This is a genomic window from Bifidobacterium dolichotidis, from assembly GCF_003951975.1.
Lineage (GTDB): Bacteria > Actinomycetota > Actinomycetes > Actinomycetales > Bifidobacteriaceae > Bifidobacterium > Bifidobacterium dolichotidis.
Genome location: NZ_QXGM01000001.1, coordinates 743,438 through 761,200 on the forward strand (window position 1 = coordinate 743,438; position 17,763 = coordinate 761,200).

At 48.7% G+C, this 17,763-nt stretch carries 12 protein-coding genes; 11 read left to right on the plus strand and 1 reads right to left on the minus strand.

Annotated elements, in window-relative coordinates:
• Positions 1–238: 238 nt before the first annotated feature.
• The 4 genes from gltB (at position 239) to D2E26_RS02835 (ending at position 7,832) form a co-directional block, all read left to right on the plus strand.
• Entirely contained in the window at positions 239–4,882 is a 4,644-nt protein-coding gene (gene gltB / locus D2E26_RS02820; RefSeq protein ID WP_420897186.1) for a glutamate synthase large subunit, read from the plus strand.
• 1 nt (position 4,883) lies between these two features.
• A complete protein-coding gene (locus D2E26_RS02825) occupies positions 4,884–6,383 on the plus strand; it encodes a glutamate synthase subunit beta (RefSeq protein ID WP_125963154.1) in 1,500 nt (499 codons plus the stop codon).
• Positions 6,384–6,470: 87 nt separating this feature from the next.
• Complete coding sequence (locus tag D2E26_RS02830) at positions 6,471–6,929, plus strand: tripartite tricarboxylate transporter TctB family protein (protein WP_125963155.1); 459 nt, start codon at positions 6,471–6,473, stop codon at positions 6,927–6,929.
• Positions 6,930–6,965: 36 nt separating this feature from the next.
• Complete coding sequence (locus tag D2E26_RS02835) at positions 6,966–7,832, plus strand: ABC transporter ATP-binding protein (RefSeq protein WP_125963156.1); 867 nt, start codon at positions 6,966–6,968, stop codon at positions 7,830–7,832.
• A 208-nt stretch (positions 7,833–8,040) separates the two neighbouring features.
• Here the strand turns inward: D2E26_RS02835 and D2E26_RS02840 are convergent, their stop codons facing one another.
• The gene (locus D2E26_RS02840; protein ID WP_125963157.1) at positions 8,041–8,763 is read right to left on the minus strand and encodes a phosphatidylserine decarboxylase; all 723 of its coding nucleotides are present in this window, start codon (positions 8,761–8,763) and stop codon (positions 8,041–8,043) included.
• A 307-nt stretch (positions 8,764–9,070) separates the two neighbouring features.
• On the opposite strand from D2E26_RS02840, the gene D2E26_RS02845 reads away from it, so the two are divergent.
• The 7 genes from D2E26_RS02845 (at position 9,071) to D2E26_RS02875 (ending at position 17,758) form a co-directional block, all read left to right on the plus strand.
• Positions 9,071–10,159 (plus strand): tRNA (adenine-N1)-methyltransferase, encoded by a 1,089-nt coding sequence (locus D2E26_RS02845; protein WP_125963158.1) that lies wholly within the window; start codon positions 9,071–9,073, stop codon positions 10,157–10,159.
• Positions 10,156–10,704 (plus strand): SixA phosphatase family protein, encoded by a 549-nt coding sequence (locus D2E26_RS02850; protein WP_125963159.1) that lies wholly within the window; start codon positions 10,156–10,158, stop codon positions 10,702–10,704. The genes D2E26_RS02845 and D2E26_RS02850 overlap by 4 nt, the downstream gene beginning before the upstream one ends.
• A 57-nt stretch (positions 10,705–10,761) precedes the next feature.
• Positions 10,762–13,899 (plus strand): bifunctional [glutamine synthetase] adenylyltransferase/[glutamine synthetase]-adenylyl-L-tyrosine phosphorylase, encoded by a 3,138-nt coding sequence (locus D2E26_RS02855; protein ID WP_125963160.1) that lies wholly within the window; start codon positions 10,762–10,764, stop codon positions 13,897–13,899.
• 466 nt (positions 13,900–14,365) lie between these two features.
• Complete coding sequence (locus tag D2E26_RS02860) at positions 14,366–14,653, plus strand: hypothetical protein (protein WP_164515836.1); 288 nt, start codon at positions 14,366–14,368, stop codon at positions 14,651–14,653.
• Between the two features lie 170 nt (positions 14,654–14,823).
• Positions 14,824–15,792: an aspartate carbamoyltransferase gene (gene pyrB / locus D2E26_RS02865; protein ID WP_125963398.1), complete on the plus strand. Its 969-nt coding sequence runs from the start codon at positions 14,824–14,826 to the stop codon at positions 15,790–15,792.
• The gene (locus D2E26_RS02870; protein WP_125963162.1) at positions 15,792–16,247 is read left to right on the plus strand and encodes an aspartate carbamoyltransferase regulatory subunit; all 456 of its coding nucleotides are present in this window, start codon (positions 15,792–15,794) and stop codon (positions 16,245–16,247) included. Before pyrB ends, D2E26_RS02870 begins: the two co-directional genes overlap by 1 nt.
• Positions 16,247–17,758 carry a dihydroorotase gene (locus tag D2E26_RS02875; RefSeq protein WP_125963163.1) on the plus strand — a complete coding sequence of 504 codons (1,512 nt, stop codon included), beginning with the start codon at positions 16,247–16,249 and terminating at the stop codon, positions 17,756–17,758. The genes D2E26_RS02870 and D2E26_RS02875 overlap by 1 nt, the downstream gene beginning before the upstream one ends.
• Positions 17,759–17,763: the final 5 nt, after the last annotated feature.

Consider the following 17,763-nt stretch of genomic DNA (forward strand, 5'->3'; position numbering starts at 1 on the left):
ACGCAACCGAAACAATTGCATGATGTGGCCGGTTTGAGCGAGTGCTCAGACCGGCTTTCGTATGATAAAACGGCTAGAACACGGCTGTATCGGTGCCTTATTAGTGTGTCCGTAGTTTGTCCACGCTGAGATTCGGTATGTGGACGCGAGGAAAACTCGAAACATCACTCTCACTAATGTTTGAACGCAAAAGCATCAGGGGGCCACTGCTCGGGACCCCAAAGGCGTTCAGAGAGAGGTGATCGCGGTGACGTTGAAGGCTCCGCTCGATTTAACAGCCCATGATCCGCAAGGTCTGTATGATCCACGCGCAGAACATGATGCCTGCGGTGTTGGCATGGTCACCACATTGAATCGTGTACCAGAGCGCCGCATCATTGATGATGCTATTGAAGTGTTAGTGAATTTGGATCACCGAGGCGCTGTTGGTGCTGAAGAAAACACCGGCGATGGCGCTGGCATTTTAATAAGCATGCCTGATGAGTTTATGCATGCGATTATTGATGCGCCGCTGCCCGCAGCAGGACAGTATGTTGCTGGTATTGCATTTTTGGATCGTGATTTGAGTGTCTGCGGCCAGCAAGAACAAGCCATTGCCAAAATTGCACAGGAAGAGGGGCTCAGCGTTGCTGCTTGGCGTACTGTGCCTACGAATCCTGATGGTCTTGGCTTGCAAGCACTAGCGAGTATGCCAGCATTTAAGATGCTCGTACTCGTTAACGCAGAAGGCGCAGTAACTGATCAACAAACTGATACTGCAACATCACAGCAGGCCAATACTGCGACAACAAAGCAGATCAGTACAGCAATCGATCGAAAAGCCTTCCGTGTGCGCAAACGTGTTGAACACGAAGTTGGTGTGTACTTCGCTTCGCTGAGCTCGCGTACGCTGACCTATAAAGGCATGCTGACCACGATGCAGTTGCGCCCATTCTTCCCAGATCTCTCTGATGAGCGTATGAAGGCGGTCGTCGCGATTGTGCATTCGCGATTCTCCACGAATACATTCCCTTCATGGCCACTAGCACAGCCATTCCGCTTAATTGCACACAATGGCGAGATCAATACGATTCAAGGTAACCGCAATTGGCTCTCGGCTCGTGAAGGCATGCTGAGTTCAGCATTGTTAGGCGATCTGAAGCCGCTGTTGCCAATTGATACGCCAGGATATTCGGATTCAGGCACGTTTGATGAGTGTCTGGAACTGCTAAACTTGGCTGGCCGCTCATTGCCACATGCTGTGTTAATGATGGTGCCTCCAGCTTGGGAGAGCAATCAGGCATTAGATCCAGATGTGCGCGCTTTCTACGCTTACAATAATTCGCTTATTGAGCCATGGGATGGCCCAGCACATATTGTGTTTACTGATGGCACGCAAGTTGGTGCGGTACTCGATCGCAACGGCTTCCGCCCAGGTCGCTGGCAACAGACTCGCGATGGCCATATTGTGTTGGCATCTGAAGCTGGCGTACTCCCACAAATTCCTGCGGATCAGATTGTCGCCAAAGGCAGGCTTGAACCAGGAGCCATGTTCCTTGTTGATACGGCAGAAGGCCGTATTATCAGCGATGAAGAGATTAAACAGCAGCTGGCACATGAGCATCCGTATCGCGAGTGGGTTGAGAATAATACTGTGCAGATCACGGATCTGCCTGAGCGTGAGCATATTAATTATTCGAACCACTCTGTTACGCGTCGTCAACGTGCATTTGGCTATACCGAAGAAGATCTGAAAATCATTTTGGGACCAATGGCACAAACAGGTAAAGAACCATTGGGCTCTATGGGTAATGACACCCCAATACCTGTACTGTCGAAGCGCAGCCGCATGCTGTTCGATTACTTTACGCAGAAGTTCGCTCAGGTGACGAACCCGCCACTTGATTGGGAACGCGAGAAAATCGTTACGTCGCTTGAATCAGCAATTGGCCCCGAACCAAATCTGCTGGATGATTGCGAACTGCATGCGAAGAAAATTGTTATTGGCAAACCAGTACTTGACTCAGTACAGATGAGCCAGCTCAAGCGACTAGATCGAGCTCGTATTGTGAACGGCTATTACAAGCCATTTGTGGTACGTGGTTTATATCAAGTTGCAGGCGGTGGTCATGCTCTGCAAACTCGTCTCGACGAGATTTTCGAAGAGATCGATCTGGCTATTGAGCAGGGGAGTAACTTCCTGATTTTGTCCGATCGCAACTCGGATCACACATGGGCTCCGATTCCGTCGCTGCTGCTGACCTCAGCTGTTCAGCATCATTTGCTGCGCAAACATACGCGAACGCAAATCTCGATGGTTGTTGAAGCTGGTGATGTGCGCGAAGTGCATCATGTGGCATTGCTCATTGCTTATGGTGCAGCTGCGGTGAATCCATATCTGGCGTTGGAATCGGTAGAAGATCTGTCTCGTAATGGCTATATTACTGTGGATCCAGCAACTGCTGTGCGTAATCTGAAGCTTGCGCTGGCAACGGGTGTGCTCAAGATTATGAGCAAAATGGGTGTGTCCACGATTATGAGCTATCGAGGTGCACAGCTCTTCGAAGCTGTTGGCTTGGATGCTGATCTGATTGACGAGTATTTCGAGGGCACGGTATCGCGCGTTGGTGGTGCGGATCTTGATATACTCGCTGAAGAAGTAGCTATTCGCCATCGTGTGGCCTATCCAGAACAGTGGACAGCTCGTCCGCATAGGAATTTGTTAACCGGTGGTAACTATAAGTGGCGTCGTACCGGTGAAGATCATCTCAATGATCCTGAGGCTATTTTCTTGCTGCAGCAAGCTACTGCTCGTGGCGACTATGCAATGTTTAAGCAGTATTCGCATCATATTAATGACACATCGAATCGCTTGATGACATTGCGTGGCCTTATGGAATTGACGTCGACGCGTCCACCAGTGCCACTGGACGAAGTCGAGCCGGCAACGGAGATTGTGAAGCGCTTCTCAACGGGTGCTATGAGCTATGGCTCTATTTCCCAAGAGGCTCATGAAACGCTTGCCATTGCAATGAATACGCTTGGTGCACGTTCGAATTCTGGTGAGGGCGGCGAGTCCGAAGACCGTCTCAACGATCCACTGCGATGCAGCAAGATTAAGCAGATTGCATCGGCTCGCTTTGGTGTAACGAGTAATTATTTGGTACACGCAACTGATCTGCAGATTAAGCTTGCACAGGGCGCTAAGCCAGGTGAGGGTGGCCATTTGCCGGGTGCCAAGGTGCCACCATGGATTGCTCATGTTCGCCATGCAACGCCTGGTGTGGAACTTATTTCGCCACCACCTCATCATGATATTTATTCGATTGAGGATTTGAAGCAGCTGATTAATGATGCGAAGAATGCAAATCCTCAGGCTCGCATTCACGTTAAGCTCGTCTCCGAGTTTGGCGTTGGTACTGTTGCCGCAGGCGTGGCCAAGTGCCATGCCGATGTTGTGCTGATTTCTGGATACGACGGCGGTACAGGTGCAGCCCCGCTGAACGCTATTAAGCATGCTGGTACGCCTTGGGAAATTGGTCTCTCCGAGACACAGCAGACGTTAATTCTTAATGGCTTGCGCTCTCGCGTTACCGTGCAGTGTGATGGTGAGCTCAAAACGGGCCGTGATGTTATGGTGGCCGCACTGTTGGGCGCTGAAGAATTCGGCTTCGCAACAGCTGCGCTTATTGTTGAAGGCTGCGTTATGATGCGCGTCTGCCAGAAGAACACATGCCCTCAAGGTATTGCTACGCAGGATCCAGAGCTGCGTGCGCGTTTTGCTGGCAAGCCGGAATCGGTTATTAACTTCTTTATGTTTATTGCCGAAGAGGTACGTGAGCTGCTTGCTCAGCTTGGCTTCCATACGCTTGAAGAAGCTGTTGGCCATGTAGAGTGTCTCGATCGTAACGAGGCTATTCAGCAGTGGAAAACTGCTGGTGTTGATTTAACGCATGTGCTGATGCAGCCGGGTCCTGTTCCAGGCACGATTCTACATAAGACAATTGAGCAGAACCATGAGCTTGAGAAGGCACTTGATAATGAACTCATTGAACTGGCTGAATGTGCGCTTGAGCATCAGGAACCAGTGCATATTGAGCTTCCGATTCGTAATGTGAATCGTACGCTGGGCACCATGCTCGGCTACGAAGTTACTAAGCGGTACGGCGAGCAGGGGCTTCCGGAGAACACTATCGATCTGACGCTGCATGGTTCCGGTGGTCAGTCGTTGGGTGCGTTTATTCCTCGCGGTGAAACCTTACGTGTGTTCGGTGAGGTCAATGATTACGCGGGTAAGGGTCTGTCTGGTGGCCGCATCGTTATTCGTAGCGACGAACAGTCCACGTTCGACACTCACTCGAATGTTATTGCCGGTAACGTCGCTGGATTTGGTGCAACTTCTGGCCAAATGTTCGTAGCCGGTCGTGCAGGCGAACGCTTCGCCGTGCGTAATGGCGGCGCCACAATGATTGTTGAAGGCGTTGGCGATCACGGTTGCGAATATATGACTGGTGGCACTGTCGTCATTCTCGGTCCAACAGGACGAAACTTTGGTGCAGGCTTCTCAGGTGGCCATGTTTATGTGCTGGATCTCGATATGACGAAAGTTAACCCTGCAGCAGCTCGTGGCCCATTACTGTTTGAGCCAATTGAACAGGGTAGCGAGCAAGAGGCAACGTTGAAGTCGCTTATTGAACAGCATGCTGCTGAAACTGATTCAGCATTTGCCCAAGAACTGCTCAATAACTGGAAGACCGCACGAACTCGATTCACCCATGTGGTGCCTCGTCAATTCGTTGCTATGACACAAGCTATGGCACAAGCCGAAACCAACAATATTGATTTCAACGCTCCTGGAGTCTGGGAACAGACCTATGAGCAGGTTATGGAAGGAGCACGCTGACATGGGTGATCCAAGAGGATTCCTGAAAGTTCGTTCACGCCACGAACTTGCCGAGCGTCCAGTCCAAGAGCGTATTCAAGACTGGCTTGATGTGCATGCAGAAACTGGTTTGCAACCTTGGACACAGGAACAAGCAGCCCGTTGTATGGATTGTGGCACACCATTCTGCATGCAAGGTTGTCCACTCGGGAACTTGATTCCAGAATGGAATGATCTTGTACGCCAAGGCCAATGGCAAGATGCCTATAACCGCTTGTCTATCACGAATAACTTCCCAGAAGTTACTGGTCGTATTTGCCCTGCATTGTGCGAATCAGCATGTGTGCTTGGCATTCATCAGCCAACCACAATGATTCGTAATGATGAATGCACGATTATTGATCAGGCTTGGGATCTGGATATTGTGCAGCCGTTAAAACCACAGCGTAATACCGATCAGACCGTAGCTGTTGTTGGCTCCGGTCCATCTGGTCTTGCTTGCGCTCAGCAGCTTACGCGAGCAGGACATACAGTTGTGGTGTATGAGCGTGATGATGCTATTGGCGGTCTTATGCGTTATGGCATTCCAAACTTCAAGCTCGATAAACATATTATTGACCGTCGTATTGCACAAATGGAAGCCGAAGGTACGCGCTTCCGCACGAATACAGAAATCGGAAAAGATATTTCTTGGGACGAGCTACGCGATCGGTATGATGCTGTGGTTGTTGCAATCGGATCCACAGTGCCTCGCGATATGAATCTTCCAGGGCGCGACCTTGATGGCATTCATTTTGCTATGGAGTTCTTGCCTGATGCGACTCGTCGTCTCTATGGCGTTGATCCAGTGCATAACATCACTGCGCACAATAAGCATGTGGTCATTATTGGTGGTGGCGATACGGGTTCTGACTGCTTGGGCACGGCTATTCGTCAAGGGGCCAAGGATGTGACGGTGTTGCAGATTATGCCTCAAGAACCTCTGGTTCGCCCAGATAATCAGCCATGGCCAACGTTTGCACGTCTCTACCAGAAGACGAGCTCTATGGAAGAAGGCGGCGAATACATATACAACACCGATTCGGTCGAGTACTTGGAATCGGCAACCGCAGAAGGCTTTATTGCTAACGAATCAGGTCAGGTAACAGGTCTGAAAATCGTTTCGGTTGCTCCTGGTGCTGATGGTCCATTTACGAGGCAGCCAGGAACCGAACGTATTATTCCTGCTGATCTGGTACTGATCTCTGTAGGCTTCTTACATCCTGATACAAGTTCGCTTATGGAACAGCTTCCTGTAGAACTTGATGCTCGTGGCAACGTGGCTCGTAACGACCAATTTGCTACAAACCAAGATGGTGTGTTCTCATGCGGCGATGCAGGACGCGGCCAAAGCCTTGTCGTTTGGGCTATTGCAGAGGGTCGTTCATGCGCTGCTGCAGTCGATGCTTATCTGATGGGCAAAACAGAATTGCCTGCTCCGATCCAAGCTTCTACGAAACCTTTGATGTTACCCCGTTGCTGAATTGCAAACGTTCGCTACACTGGTGTCCCAGCACATGCGGTTATCCGCGATTGTGGATAGCCGCATTTCGTATAAAGGAGCATCGATATGGCAAACCGTGCAGAACGTCGCGCGAGGGCTAAAGGTAATGGCGGAGTTCCTCCGCAGTATGATTCGACCAATGGTCGCGGCCGTAAAGGCATGATTGATGAGCAGCAGCTGCAGCAACGCTCGCAGCGTTTGGCTGAGGGTAAGAAGGGCCCATGGAAGCCAACATCGAGCGTTATTGAAGCTCAAGATAGTGTGCTCGATACCGATCCAAACGATTACAACCCGCCAGCAGTGCATGCCCCTCATTCGGCACGTAATTGGGCGCGAGTCATCAGCTGGATTGTTATTGTGCTGTCGGCCATCGCATTCTTCGTCGTGATGTGGCTGCCATCGCACCCAGACTGGGCCATTTTGATTGTGGCTGGTGTCTTTGCACTTGGCGTGATCAGCCTGTTCTTTACGGCTGGAAACCCGAAGAACAATCCAAATCTGGACCAGTACGGTACCGCCGTCTGATCGGTAAAGCGCATTGCACTAACTTGAGGAGCTGCCATGGTCGCTGTTATGAATTCGCCTCAATCCAAGGATTCACGAGAACAGACTGCCATGGCAGTTCGTCTATCTGATGTCGAGTTCCGCCGCCAGGGCCGCGTTATTGTCAGCGACGTGAACTTAGCGATTCCGCAAGGGGAGCGGTGGGTACTGTTTGGTCCTAATGGTATTGGCAAATCCACCATCGTTTCGATGATGGCAACGCGTACCTTTCCTTCGTCGGGAACTGTCGAGATCCTTGGTAACCAGCTTGGTAAGTCCAATGTGTTTTCGTATCGTCATCGTATTGGGCTTGCGTCAGCAGAGTTGCTGCGCACATTTCCTGACTGTGAAGACCCTCTAGATGCTGTGGTAACCGCCTTAACGGCCACAGTTGGTCGCTGGAAAGATACCTATGCTGACGAACAATATGCACAAGCTCGCGCGCTTATGCAGCAGTTCGGTATTGGGTACTTAGAGGGCAAGTCCATGGCACGGCTTTCAGAAGGGGAACGTACGCGTGTACTGATTTGCCGTGCACTTATGGCTAATCCTGATGTATTAATTCTTGATGAGCCGACAACTGGTCTTGATTTGGGTGGTCGAGAAACAACAATTCGGGCGCTCAGTCAGCTGGCTCAAACGCCCGATACTCGCGCTATTGTTCTGGTGACGCATCGTCTTGAAGAGATCCCGCCTGGCTTCAATCACATCGCTATTCTAGGACGTCAAGAAACGTCAAATTCCAGCGATAATCCTCCCGCGGGCACCGTACTGTACGCAGGTCCTATTGAACAAGGATTAACTTCCGACAGACTTTCACATGTGTTTAATATGCCACTTAAGGTTGAGCGTCACGATGGACGATATAGAGCATACTCCTGCTAGCGTTTTCAAGTTGCTTAACTGAAATAATTAGAAATATATTACCGCTTGTAGGACGCACATATAAGTATAATTCGAACAGTATTAAGGTCTTGTGCAATACATTTATTATTTGCACAAGACCATACTTGGAATAATGTAATACTACGAGAAGTAGCTCTTAAGTACCACCTATTAAATTACAGTATTAAGCTGTACATAACATTGAACGCTATGGCATATTAATTGTAAAATCCCCATGAACCTTTTGCCCAGAATCAAGTACGCTATCGATAACCAGATGGTTGACATAATCATGAGGCCATGCAAGAACTGCCACTTCGCCCATATAGTTGTACTTATCTGGCCAAAGCACCGTCGAAGGATCTGTTACACCGATACCATACGTTGGACTCGTGTGATCAGTATCCCAAAATGGTGTAGTGTTCCATCTACCATAATTGGGGTCAAGATCAGACATAAAGTATTCATGGGCAGTGGAACTATACCCATGCCTCATATGGCCAATACCCCAAGCTTTATAGGTAACATATGTTGAAGCACTTGTGGACTTGAATTTTGGTCCACTTTTATATGTCATGCTTCCATCCAGTGGATAAAAGTTCATGTTGTCGCCGCCAATGTGACGATAATAGTCACCTGCTGCAAGTCTTATTGTGTATACGGTATCTCCATTTTTCCATTCGTAGGTTTTAGTAGCGGTGCCATTAGGCATATCGTGTGTGCAACCACCGTTTTTGAAGTTCGAATTTGAAGTATTATCTATAGCTGTGATTACGCCATCTGATGGCTGCGCAATTGCCGCGTCGTATGTAGTGTTTTCTTGTTCAATATCAGATGTGTCTTCAGAATAGAGGTTTGTTTCTGCGAAAGCTGTTTCTGCGCCACATCCAATAATGAGTGCTAATGCAGCTATGCATGCGCTGATTGCCATATTATAATTTCGCATTGTTCTGCCTCGCTTTTCAGATAATTAATTCACGCGTAAACTTCATCATTGAGTTTTATGGATTTTGTAAAATAATTGCGTATGCACTCAAGTTTGTTTGCATCGCAATTTGTAGAATACGTAAACAAAGAAAATGTGCAGTTACGCTGATGTGTCCGATTTGTGATAACTGAAAAATATTTTTCACATATCTATCACAAATAGATAATAGTGGTTATCACTGTTTCGTTATGATGGCACGGCTATAGGCTAGGCTGTGACTTGTAAAGTGACTGTTACTACAAGGAGCATCATGCATCGCGGACCCTTAACTGCAGGGGAGAAAGTGCAATTCACGGACCGTAGGTCCAATAAGATTACTGATCAGCTTGTTGCTGGTGGTGTTACGCAAACGCCACATGGCATTATTTTGCACGATGATGTTATTGGTATGACTGAGGGCTCCATTGTTACGACAGTGAATGCTAAGCGTGAGGATCAGATTAATAAGGATCATCCTGAACGCGATGCCAATAAGCCATGGAAGGCTGCCCGCGCGATTGGCGGCTGGCAATTTGCTGTTATGCGTCCACGTTTAGCCGATTATGTGCTTTCTATGCCTCGTGGCGCACAGATTATGTATCCAAAGGATATTGCTCAGGTGATTCAGCTGGGTGATATTCGCACTGATATGCGTGTGCTGGAATCTGGTGCAGGTTCGGGTGCTATGAGCATTAATCTGCTCGATGCTGTTGGCGAGCATGGTTCGCTGACTACAATTGAGCTTCGCCCTGAATTCGCACGTGTAGCATGGGCTAATGCTTCGCTGTATTTCGGCTATGAACCATCATGGTGGAATTTGTTGACTGGTGATTTTGATTCTGTCGCAGCCACATTGCCTGAGCATTATTACGATCGTATTGTGCTCGATATGCTTGATCCTTGGAACAGGCTTGAGCAAGCATGGCGCGTTATGGCGCCTGGTGGCGTGCTATGCGCGTACGTAACCACAACAACGCAGATTTCTCGCCTTGCCGAAGCTTTGCGGGAATCAAATCAATGGACAGAACCACAAATCAACGAAACGTTGGAGCGCAACTGGAAGGCGCAGGGACTGGCTATTCGTCCGGATCACCAGATGATCGGACACACGGGCTTCTTAGTGACGAGCCGCGCAATGGCTCCGGGATTTGAGGCGCTGCATAAGCGAGATCGCGCAACCAAGGATACGCAGACCGATGTTGACTCGCTGAGCGCAGAGGAACTGACCGAACGTTGGGAAAGCCTCGAACTGCGAGATATCTCTGACCGTAAACTCTCGAGAGTATTGCGCGACTTGCAATCGCAAATGCGTAATATCGAATCAGAAGAGCATCCCGACGAGCAGGAGAGTGCCAAATGAATCTGAAGAAGATTGAAAAAAGCATAAAAGCTTACGACTATGTGCTCGTTATTATGCGTCACGCCAAAACTGAGCCATTCCATGCTGAAGGTGATTTTGAGCGTGTGCTTACCGAAAAGGGCCTGAAGCAAGCCAAGGCTGTGGCTAAGGGACTGCGCGCCATGGATTTGGTGCCAGACCAGATTGATTGTTCGAGTGCAGTACGTGCCCGCCAAACGTGCGAGCGTATGCTCAAAACCTTTGGTGATAAGCCAAAAGTGAATTGGCATAAGAGCCTGTATGGCGAAGGTATGCAAGCTATTTTTGATCAACTGCAGGGTTGTAAAACCAAGCGTCACGAGCTCATGGTTATTAGCCATGAACCAACCGTGTCTATGGCTTGCCAGTGGTTGGCAAACCCTTCGTCTGACCCGCATCTGCTAGGGTTACTAAACTTGGGATTGTCAACGGCAACATGCGTTATTTTCGGTGCTAATGTGCCATTTAATGCGTGGGATATTCATCAGGCACAGCTGCTGGCCGTGCTTGGTCCAAAGGATTTCTAAGCTCTGAAGTTTAGAACAATTATGATTTAACGGGCTAATGGGTGTACTACTGGTGATATGGCAATACAAGATCCAGTAATTACTACGCTTGCGTTAATTCATGCAGGATTCAGAACAACTGATACTGCGAAAGCACAGTTTGAGCGCTTGCGTCAGGCTGGATATACCGATGAGCAACTGGAGACGACGCTACAAGCGCTTTCAGTTGCTGATTCGCCAGATACTGCTTTGCAATCGCTTGTTGATATTGATGAGGGCTTGCGAGCTTCCGGGCATAAGCTGTGCCAAGAACTTGGATCACTTGATCATTTCCAAACATTAGTGCGTGTGCTGGGTGCTTCTGATGCACTCGGCAAGCTTATGCGTACGCGTCCGGCTTTGCTTGAAGCTGCAGCCTATGATCCACGTGGACTCGCAACGATGCGAGTTGCTGATCGCAAAGCCTGCTTATTACAAGCGGTGCACGCTGAGTCAAATCAGTTTGGTGTGCCAGTGAGCACGCTGAGTTTAGCTGAAGCTACTACCGCATTGCGTGCAGAATATCGCGAACACTTGGCTGCCATTATGGCGCAAGATGTTACCGCAACTGATCCAATAACACTGCAACCAACCATTAGTCGTGAGCTCTCTGACGCTGCAGACGCAGCCTTGGAAGCTGCTTTGGCTATTGCACGAAGTCAGGTTATGCAGAGTGAACGTATTCGTTTTGCTGTTATTGGTATGGGCAAGCTTGGTGCACGCGAACTCAACTATGTCTCTGATGTTGATCTGATTTATATTGTTGAGCCTCGTGACGTTGAAGATGAAGAGCCGCTGTCTGCTTTGCAACTGACGCGACTTGGCACCAAAATGGCTACAGCGTTGCAACGCGTATGCCAGTCAGTTGTTGCTGGTGTTACTGAGCCTATGCTGTGGCAGATAGACGGTGCCCTGCGTCCTGAGGGCAAAGACGGCGTACTCGTACGTGGCATTGAATCAACCAAGGCATACTACGAACAGTGGGCTGAAAACTGGGAATTCCAGGCATTGTTGAAGGCTCGTCCTGTGGCCGGCGATGTTGAGCTCGGTCAGCAGTATATGGATATGACTCGGCCATTCGTATGGTCTGCTGCAAAGCGCGATAACTTCGTCAACGATTGCCAGCATATGCGCGAACGCGTAGAAGACTTAATTGCTCCTGCTTTAAAAGACCGCGAAATTAAACTGGGTAAGGGCGGTCTTCGTGATGTGGAGTTCACGGTGCAGATGCTGCAACTGGTGCATGGCCGTACCGATGAATCACTGCGCACGAGCAATACGTTGGAATCGTTGCATGCTTTGGCTGAAGGTGGCTATGTTTCGCGTGAGCAGGCAAGGCGTTTAAGCCAGGATTATCGGTTTGAACGCGTGCTGGAGCATCGTCAGCAAATGTGGATGCTTAAGCGCACCCATTTGTTCCCAGACCTAGGTGAGGGATCAACGGGCGGTTTGGAAAAGCGCCGTAATATTTCGATTGAGCAGCTCAACCAAAATACCGAGCTAGTACGGTTGGCACGATCGTTGCATGTTCGTGCTGAACAGCTCGTAGAACGGTTTGATACCACGCGTCAAGAAATTCGACGCCTCCATATGGATATTTACTACCGTCCTATGCTGCCTATTAGTGCTTCGATTGATGGCGATGATTTCCGCTTGTCGACTGAGGCAACGCTGGAACGCTATGCAGCTGTTGGCTTTGCTGATGGTCAGGCGGCAATGCGTCATGTGCAAGCCTTAACCGAAGGTATTAGTCGTGCTGCAAAAATTAATCGCATTTTGTTGCCTGCAGTGTTGTATTGGCTTGGTAATGGTCAAAACCCAGATATGGGTTTGCTGAACTGGCGCAAACTTGAAGAACATTTTGGTAGCGAGCATGAGTATTTAGGTTTCTTGCGCGATAGCCCGTCGGCTTCGAAGCGTTTATGCCATGTGCTTTCTAATTCGCGCTTCTTAGGCGATGCGTTAAATAAGTCGCTCGAATCCATTACTTGGCTTGGTATGGATGAGCAGTTGGCTCCACGTTCACGCGAACGCCTTGACGTACAGTGCAATGCAATTATTCGCCGCTATGAAGGTGCTATGCGTGAAGCATCAACAGGTTTGCGTGCCATGCGCAGGCATGAAATAGAGCGTATTGGCTTAGGCTGGCTCAACAATGTTGTTTCGCTTGAAGACTCGTTAACGGGTATGACCGATGTTTATGACGCTATTCTGTCTGCTGCTTTGCAATGGGCTAATGCTGCATGCCTTGAAGAACAAGAACTGACCACGGCACCTGCTGTGCTCAGCATAATTGCTATGGGCCGTTACGGTGGGCGAGAAGTGAACTTCAGCTCTGACGCTGATGTCATTGTTATCTACGAGCCAGTTGAAGGTGCTGATGAGGCAGTGGCTAATCTCTATGCACGTAAAGTGCAGGAGAAGTTGCGTCAGATTGTGCAGGGTCCACAAACACTGGAACCGAAAATTGAGCTTGATATGGATCTCAGGCCTGAAGGTAAAAATGGTCCACTCGTACGATCCTATGCAAGCTGTGAAGAATACTATCGTTCCTGGGCAAGTACATGGGAACATCAGGCATTGCTGCGTGCACGATTCGCTGCAGGAGACGAGCAGTTGGCACAGCGGTTCTTAACGAATATTGTTAACCCTCTGCGCTACTCAACAACGCCATTAACAGAAGCAGAGCTTGCTGAAATTCGTAAGCTTAAAGCACGTATGGAGGCCGAACGCTTACCACGCGGCGTGCACCGCGACCGTCATTTTAAGCTTGGTAAAGGTGGCTTGTCTGATGTGGAATGGACGGTGCAATTACTGCAATTGCAACATGCCGGTGACATTGCAGAGCTTCGTACACAATCCACTATGCAGGCATTAAATACACTGGAGTCCTTGCACTTTATTAACGCGTTTGATGCACAAGCACTCCGCCAGGCATGGCAAATGTGCACTGCAGCACGCAACGGTAATTATCTGTGGAGTGGGCGAGTAGCACAGGCTGATATTTTGCCTGATGATCTCTATTCTCTGGGTGGCATTGCTGTGTACCTAGGGTATGAAGCGAATGAAGGCCAAAAATTCGAAAACGATATTTTGGCTGTTATGCGTCGTGCGCGCGACGTGGCAGAACGCTTGTTCTATGAACGCGAAAGCACGGCCACTGAGATTCGTTCATGAACTGAGTCTATCCAGCAGTATTATTGTGTGAATTCCAAGTGAATTCACGCTGAAGTGTCTCATTATTATGGGCAAGCTATGGCTACCCGTATACCGTTCTTTATACTGAGGGTAGTCATGGCAGAGATTTCGATACCAGATTTCCTGCCAATGACAGTAGTACGCAAAATACCATTCAGGTAATCGACCACTTGACGGTACAGACAATGACCGTGCAGGTGACGGACGTGATCGTCTATTAAGGCAGGGATGATGATGCCCATACTGACAGTTTTAGCCGAAGTGATATGCCCTTTGACTATGGTCATAGCGCTGACCTTATTGTGCGTTCATACCGAATCGCTTGATGGACAACTACGGCATGCAAAGCGTTCGCCTCATAATTCAGCAACTCCATTGAATGCTTTGTATCAAACCCACCATAGATAAAGAAGTTTCAGAAGAGAAAGCCTGTAAGGAGAAGACTGTGGGCTCATTTTTTGCAGCAACAAGCGGTTATATTTTGCCAATCCTTGTTTCATCCGTCTTGATTGTGAATTCGTTCTGTATTTTGAGTCACACCAAGCGTTTGGAAAAGATTGAGCAGTCTTTGCGAACGGCACCCATCTTCAATCCTGGAGAGCAGTCTGTGCAGCAGAGGGCACAGGAGCAAGAACGTCAACAACCTCAAACATCAGCGCCAAATCACGAATATTCAGCACACCAATTGGCACTGCAGAATGCCGCTGAGGCTTATGTAAAATGTAGATCATAAATCGCTTCGATGAGCTAATAATTTGATGACCCCCGTACATCATGCGGACATAACCCGTATGGAGCATGGGGGTCTTTGCTATGGTGATCAAGGTCCAACAGACCACCTCGAACTAAGACTTATCGGAAGGTGAGCAGTTGTTCAAGCACAGCGAATCCGAGCCACAATCCATGGTCGGGAGAAGCGTGGTATCGCTCGACGATTTAACCGTTACTGAGATTCGAGAATTATTAGATAAAGCTGCATATATTGCAACACATCAACGTCAAGTGGCGCACACCTGCGATGGTAGAGTGCTCGCCGCTTTATTTTATGAGCCAAGTACGCGCACCCGTCTGAGCTTCGAAACGGCCATGCTGCGCCTCGGCGGTAAAACAATCGGCTTTGCTGGAGCTCAGCTCGCATCAGTTTCTAAAGGTGAGTCGATTGCTGACACGATTAAAACGACGGCTAATTATGCCGATATTATTGCGCTGCGTCATCCTAAAGAAGGTGCAGCGTTAATCGCAAAAGAAGCTGCAGCTTCGTATGGCGTGCCAGTAATTAACGCTGGTGACGGCGGCCATATGCATCCAACGCAAACGCTTGCTGATTTGGCAACTATTCAGTCCCGGTTCGGCCGCTTAGATCAACTCACGATTGGCTTGTGTGGCGATCTTACGTTCGGCCGCACTGTGCATTCGCTTATAGAAACGTTGTGCCGGTTCGGCAACGTTCATTTTGTTTTAATCAGTCCAGAAGAACTGGTTACGCCGCGCTATGTGCTCGACCGCATCGAAGCCACGCCAAGCTGCAGCTATGTTGAAGTGCGTGATCTTACGCAAGTTATTGGTGATCTTGATGTGCTCTATATGACGCGTGTGCAAAAGGAACGTTTCTTCAATGAAGATGATTATTTACGTTTGCGCGACACATACATTCTTGACGAACAGAAACTAGCCCAGGCAAAAACCTCAATGGCAGTGTTACATCCGTTGCCTCGTGTCAATGAGATTGCTGTTGAGGTTGACGATGATCCTCGAGCGGCGTATTTCGAACAAGTCCGTAATGGCATGCTCATGCGCATGGCGTTAGAGAGCAGCGTACTCGGTGATGAACTACCTGGATATGTGCCGGCAAATAAGGAGTATAAGGTCTGATGGAAGTTACGAGCATCCAAGATGGCATTATCATCGATCATGTTCCAGCAGGAACTGCATTAAAAGTCCTGCAATACTTGGCAATTGATCCAGCACATACCAGACTTGCATTAATTATGAATGCGCCTTCTACCAAGCTGGGCACCAAAGATATGATCAAAATTGAATGTCACCAAGCAGGGACTTGCTGCAATGGATGCTCAGGCATCAGTGATATTGATCTCGATGTACTTGGGCTCTTAGCACCACAAGCCACTGTGGATGTAGTACGTGATGGTGCAATTGCTGAGAAAATCCATCCAGACAAACCTGCGCATGTTACAAACATAATTACATGCGTAAATCCGCGATGCGTTACAACCAGTGAACGTGGGCTTACGCAACGATTCCACCTGAGCAATTCAGGCCATGGGGAATACCGATGCGACTACTGCGATGAGGAGGCACAGGTGTAATGGCACTTACACTCACAAACCTCACTGTTTGGAATACTGACGAGGTGATTGATCTCGTACTTGATAGCGACGATGATCATCTCATTGATTGCACAGGACTGATGCTTTCACCAGGTCTCGCTGATCCTCATGTGCATTTCCGTGATCCTGGCCAAACCTATAAAGAAGATATGATTACGGGCACACTTGCAGCGGCTGCTGGTGGATATACGCAAGTGTTGATTATGCCTAACACTGAACCAGCAATGGATGGACGTCCAGTGTTAGCTGGACAACTTGGTGCAAGCGAAGTGCTTGATGCTGGTTGTGCCAATGTTATTGATTATTTACAGCACTACAATTCCCATCACGATGTGCAATTGCCTGTGCATTATGACTTGTGTGCAAGTGCCACTATTGGTCGTGCGGGCATCGAATCAGTTCATGCTGAAGATATAGCACCATACTTACGAGCACAAGCAGAGCACATGGATGCTGAGGCAAAACAACATCCTGTTATTGCGTTAAGTGATGACGGTGCGGCAGTGCCATCACGTGTGCTTGATGTTGTATGTGCCACGGTCCAGCAGCTTGGGCTTTTCTTAATTGAGCACTGCGAACACCATGAAGAAGGCGTAGTGAACGAAGGTCCAGTTGCGCGGCGTCTTGGCGTACTCGGCATTCCAGAACATACGGAACTCGATATAGTCAATCGAGATATTGAGCAGGCAAGACGGACTGGCGTGCATGTGCACTTCCAACACATCAGTACGGCAGTGGCACTTGATGCTATTCGTAAAGCTAAGGCAGAGGGCTTACCAATTACTTGCGAAACGGCACCGCATTACATTGCATTATGTGATGAATCAATTTTGGACTACGGCACGATGGCCAAAATGAATCCACCGTTACGATCAGTGAATGATCGTCAGGCCGTGCTTGGTGCAATAGCAGACGGCACTATTGACATGATTGCCACTGATCATGCGCCTCACACGTTAAAAGAAAAGCAATCAGGCTTTACTCAAGCACCAAATGGCATTATTGGGCTTGAATGTGCGTACGCCATTTGCCATACCAAGCTTGTTGATACTGGCATTATTAGTGAGCAGCGCCTTATTGAGCTGATGAGTATTAATCCAAATCTGCTCATGGGCCATCAATCTACTGATATTGCATCGCTCTTAAATATGCATCATACCGATCAAGCAGCAGCACAAGCAGCCGAAGAATATGCCATTTATTCAACGATTGATGCTGCTATGCATGGCGCAGCACAATCCGATGCTCATGCGCCTGATGCTGTTTCTGCACGTCGTGTGCTCGACATCACTACCATTGCGCAACCAACACGAATCGATTTAACGATTTTTGACACCACACAACCGTGGACCATAGACGCACAACAATTTGCCTCAAAAGCACGCAATACACCATTTGATGGTTGGACCGTTACTGGCAAACCAATGGCCACCATTGTAGATGGTCAACTGGTGTGGAGCCGACTTCAGACATCAGCAATTACGGAGTAGGAGAC